3 protein-coding genes and 2 pseudogenes are annotated in these 4,842 nt (G+C 66.7%); 1 reads left to right on the top strand and 4 read right to left on the bottom strand.

The features are described 5' to 3' along the window. Nucleotides 1-208 precede the first annotated feature (208 nt). On the bottom strand, nt 209-631 hold the full coding sequence (locus ACFYT4_RS35985; RefSeq protein WP_389279076.1) for a hypothetical protein: 423 nt from the start codon (nt 629-631) through the stop codon (nt 209-211). Nucleotides 632-725: 94 nt separating this feature from the next. Beyond that, nucleotides 726-1,565 (bottom strand): annotated as a pseudogene (locus tag ACFYT4_RS35980) (IS5 family transposase). Nucleotides 1,566-1,737: 172 nt separating this feature from the next. Here ACFYT4_RS35980 and ACFYT4_RS35975 point away from each other — a divergent pair. Then, nucleotides 1,738-2,081: pseudogene (locus ACFYT4_RS35975) on the top strand (transposase); the annotation flags it as partial. 48 nt (nt 2,082-2,129) lie between these two features. On the opposite strand, the gene ACFYT4_RS35970 reads toward ACFYT4_RS35975, so the two are convergent. Both ACFYT4_RS35970 and ACFYT4_RS35965 read right to left on the bottom strand, forming a co-directional pair. Further along, nucleotides 2,130-3,644 carry a glycosyl hydrolase family 18 protein gene (locus ACFYT4_RS35970; protein WP_389279073.1) on the bottom strand — a complete coding sequence of 505 codons (1,515 nt, stop codon included), beginning with the start codon at nt 3,642-3,644 and terminating at the stop codon, nt 2,130-2,132. Nucleotides 3,645-4,108: 464 nt separating this feature from the next. Further along, complete coding sequence (locus tag ACFYT4_RS35965) at nt 4,109-4,432, bottom strand: peptidase inhibitor family I36 protein (protein WP_389279070.1); 324 nt, start codon at nt 4,430-4,432, stop codon at nt 4,109-4,111. Nucleotides 4,433-4,842: the final 410 nt, after the last annotated feature.

Here is a 4,842-nt window from a genome sequence, read left to right as displayed (position 1 = left end):
CTCCGGCGGGTAGTTCTTCATGACCACGAGATGTCCGTTCTCAGATCCTCAGGATCCAGTTTCTCGTGTGTTCAGGATTCGGGGTCAAGGCCCCTTCCCCAGAATCTGCCTGGATGATTACGCCGGATGTCGGCCTTCGGGCACTCTGGGAAGGTTGCCACCGGCAGGCCGGAACGCCACAGCTGGACGACAGACCGAGCGCGGAACGCTACCGTGCACCGCTTGTAGGTGTGCGCAAGTCCGCGACGAGTTGGTGCGCGTACTCATCCTCAGGTCCAAGGTCCTGAACCGTGCGACAGGCCTCCTGGGGCCGACCTGTCTCGTACAGCAGCCGCACGAGTCGATACAGGGCATCGCGGTCGCCGTTATCGGCACGGTTGCGCAGTACCGTCTCCATTCCGCGCTCGTGAAGCGATCTGTTGAGTCTCCGACGTGCGTGGACGTCTGTGAGCGCGAGTTCGGTGAGTTGGTCGAACCGCTCCGCACGGACGAGCAAATCCATGTGCCATAGGTGGTTGTCGTGCGCGTAGAAGTCGGCGGAGTAGCACTCGGCACGAGCGCTCACCAGCGAGATAGCTGTATCCCAATCACTGATCTGCTCTGCTGCCTGTGCCTGCTCGTGCCACTCCACAGGACGAGTATCGCGCAGCGCTGCCCACAACAACACCGAGAAACAGTCGGAAGCGAACGTCCGTCAGGTTGGTTCCGAAGCGGGGGATCGTGTTTCAGGTACCTCGCCAGGTTGGTGTTGATTCTTGGGTGAGGCGGCGGGTCATGAGGGCGATCACCGCGAGGTGGATCACGGCGCTGGAGCGGGTGGGGAGGGCTTCGTAATCGCAGCCCAGGCGGCGGTGGTGCATGAGCCAGCCCAGGGTGCGCTCGACGACCCACCTGCGGGGCAGGACGGTGAAGCCCTTGGTGCCGGGGGTGCGGCGGACGACTTCGAGGTCGATGCCGAGGCGGGCGGCGTGGTCGACGAGGTATTCACGGTAGCCGCGGTCAGCCCAGCCCTTGCGGACGCCGGGGTAGTCGGCGGCGAGGCGGTTGAGGAGGCGTTCGCCGACGACGGAGTCCTGGATACTGGCGGCGGTCACGAGCACGGTGAGCATCAGGCCGGTGGTGTCGATGATGATGCTGCGCTTGCGGCCGACGATCCGTTTGCCTACGTCAGCGCCCTGCTCGCGGGCGGGGACATTGGTGGAGGTCTCCACGCTCTGCGCGTCGATGACGAAGCCGCTCGGCTCCGGGGTGCGGCCCTCGTCTTCGCGCACTCGGCGCCGCAGCAGGGCGTTGAGCTCCTCGAAGATCCCGTCACGCTCCCACCGGCCGACGTAGCCGTAGACGGTGTTCCAGTGCGGGTAGTCGTGCGGGAGGTAGCGCCAGGGGATGCCGGTGCGGGGCCCGTAAGGGTCGCGTCAAGGAGGTCACGCAGGTTGTGCTGGGGCGGGGTGCCGATGTCGAGTCCGTGACGGGCCTTGTCGTCCCCGCCAACTCGTCAACAGCGGTTCCACCAGGGCCCATCGGGCATCGGAAAGCTCGCTGGGATACCGCCGACGTTCGCTCATATTGCCAGGAGGCGGCAGGCTCTGGCGGCCTGATAGGGCGCGCGAGGCCGAAGCTGAAGCATTCGGAGTGAACTGGTGCTCATTGGGATTAAACAGGATCAGATGGGGCGCAACAGCGACTTCGCAGCCCCCTCCGCCCCATCCGAACCGTTCCCTCCCGCCTACTCGACCGGTGTCCGCCGACCACCCGGGCCTGCGCAAGGTGTGGGTCGACGGTGGCTAGCGCCAGCATCTCGTCGAGCACGCAGCAACGCTCGGCATCCACATGGAGATAGCCGCCCGCACCCCCGGGACCAGGGGATTCACCCCCATTCCGAAGCAGTGGGCGGTGGAACGGACCTACGGCCGGCTGACGCTCCACCGCCGCCTCCCCGCGACTACGAGACCCTGCCCGCCCGCTCCGAAGCCGTGATCCACCTCGCCATGACCGACCTCATGGCCCGCCACCTCACCGGCGAAGCCACCATCTCCTGGCGCGACCCGACACCACAAACCAAACACCCGATAGCGGTATAAAACACCGGGATAAGACGACCCCTGACCGTCGCGGCGGTGCTCGTCGTGCTACCGCAGCCCGCTGTCGATCGCAGTTAGCAGTTCACCGTCGTCGGTGTCGCCGCGGAGGTCGGAGAGAAAGGCGCCGCCCAGGCCCCACTTCTTGGTGTAGGCCATCTTCTCGGCCACAGAGACCGGGGTGTCGTACGACCACCACTCATGCCCGCAGTGAGAGTACGCGGCACCGCCGACCACCTGGGGCCCGGGGCACTTGGTCTTGATGGTGCGGTAGTCCTCCATACCTCTGCCCAGGGAGCCGTAGGCGGGTCCGTAGTCCCGGTCGTTGGGGTTGGAGGTTGGGACGCCTTCCCATCCCCGGGCGTGGGAGGGGACACCGAAGACGATCTTGTTGGGGTGCACCCCCCGTGCCGTCAGCTCCCGGTAGGTGCGGTGGCCGTCCCCGCCCGCATAGTCCCACCAGCCGCCTTCGCCGTGCAGGGTGGAGTGCATGAAGGCGAGTCCCCTGCCCTGGGAGCCCGAGGTGGGGGTGTAGTAGTCGTAGGACTTGACGTTGATCCAGTCGAGGTACTGGGCGGCTCCGGCGTAGTCGGCGCCGCGGAACACCCGGCCGGCGTTGCCGTGGATCGTCGCGGTGAGCAGATTGTCTCCCAGCGCGGCACGGGAGGCCTGTGCCAGCGTCCTCAGGGCGGCGTGCCCGCCGGTGTCGCAGGCGGCGGTCACGGGGCATGTGCCGGGGAGTTCCCAGTGCAGGTCGATGCCGTCGAAGACCTCCGCCCACTGGCGGTTGTTGATCATCTGGGCGCAGGACGCGGCGAACGCGGCCGGGTTCTGGAGGGCCTGCGGGAAGCCCGCCGAATACTCCCTGCCGCCGAAGGACCAAAGGATCTTGAGGTGCGGATGCAGTTCCTTCAGTTTCCGCAGCTGGTTGATGTTGCCGCTGACCGCCTGGGCGGAGGTGTCGCGCCAGCCGTCCATACTCAGCTCGGCGGGGACCAGGCGCTGCAGCGCCCGGTAGGGGTCACCGAAGGTGCACTTGCCATTCCGGATCTTGCCGGACGCATAGGTGAGATGGGTGAGCCTGGAGACGCTTCCGCTGGTCACCACATTCTTGACCTCGAAGTTCCGCGGCCCCTGGTCGTCCTCGGGAAACACTCCCATCTTGACGGGGCTCGCGGGCGGCGCCGGAACCGTTCCCGTCGTACGGGCCTTGAGGTGGGGGCCCTGATAGCTTTCCAGCCCATTGTTTCCTCTGGCGACCACAGTGAAGGTGTATTCCGTGTCCACATTGAGCTGGGTGGCGGTGAAGCTCGTCTCCGTCGTGGTCGTGGGTTCCCGGTCGCGCCCGCCGACACTCACCGTGTAGTAGGCGATGCCACCGGGCGCGGTCGAAGGAGTCCAGCTGATCGTGATGGTGGTGTCGGTGACCGCCACCGCCTTGAGGTCACTGGGCCAGGTGGGCCTGTCCGGGTCTGTCGCCGCTGCGGCCGCCCGGGTCTCCCGGTCGGGTGTGGCCGCCTGTGCGGAGGCGGCCACACCTGCCAGCAGGACCAGCGGAAGCGCCACCGTCCAAAGAGCGCGGGCCCTGCCGCTTCTCGACCGGGCGGAAAATAAGCCAGCTTTCACTGTCACTCCTCTATCGAATGCGCATTACCGAAAGGAGACGTGGGAAGCCGCATCGCCAAGTGGACCAGGGGTCCGGCGGTGGCGTGCCGAAGACGACAGAGGCTTCGCCGACCGCCCCAGCAGACATGCGACGACAGTGCCGAAGGCCCGCGCCCTGTATGACTGGCCGCCGGCCTGCCGGCCTGCCGACCATCGACATGATCGACGGAGACCGCCCCACCCACCAACGGTGGACGCAGGCCCACCTGGCCCGGCCCGATCGCCTCCTGCCCCGCCTACGCACCAGGCGTCGCCGCTCCGGGCCGGGTTGCCGGCGGCTGGGCTGCCGAGGGTGGAGATCAGGGGCGAGCCATCACGCCGGCTCCGCTGATCGCGATGACCGGCCGGGGACAGGATGGCGTCGGTCAGCAGATGACGCCCACTTGGGTCCAGGCCAGGGTGAACGAGCTGTTACCGGGAAAGGCGTGCGCGTTTGTGGCAGGCGGGGCGTACAGACAGCCGATCATCCATGTTTCACGGGGGACATAGCGATAGACGACTTTGAAGCGGAGGTCGCTCGATGTGTTATTGACGATCGACAGGCCGGATGCCGAGTACAGGTCGTACAGGTCTGTGGTGGACTGCCAGGCGGGAGAGCCGGAGTAGGTCCCGTTGTCCCAGACACATATGTGCTCCTCGGGACAATCACTCTTATCGGCTGCCGCCGAGGGAGCGAACACCAGGCCCATGGCGCACAGAGTGAGAAAGACGGCACCCATCGCCGCAGTTCTCCGCGAGTTCCCCATCGTGATCCTTTCCGGTCCTGCTCGAATGGCACCCTGCCAGTCAGCATGCAGGGCCGCCCGAAAGGCCGGAAGACAGCATTCCGGCCGTACCCCCAGTGGCCGGAACACACCCGCTTGTCACCGGAGGCAGCGGCGGAATCGGCAGGGCAATCAGCTCACGGGGGTGTCGGTCCACCAGCATTGAGGTGGTGGAAGTTCATCGCGGAAGCCGTGACACGACGTCGGGCGCCCCCCCCCCCCCCCGGGGGGGGGGGCGGCGGTTAGTTGAGCCCCGAATTTGCCCACAGGGTGGCGGGCATTAGGCGGGGGGGGGGGGGGGTGGCACTTGTATTGCAGGACCGGCACGTGGCGGG

This window comes from Streptomyces sp. NPDC004609 (genome assembly GCF_042873655.1).
GTDB lineage: Bacteria > Actinomycetota > Actinomycetes > Streptomycetales > Streptomycetaceae > Streptomyces.
The sequence above is the reverse complement of the archived record's forward strand: the minus strand, read 5'-3'. Positions and strand labels throughout refer to the sequence as shown.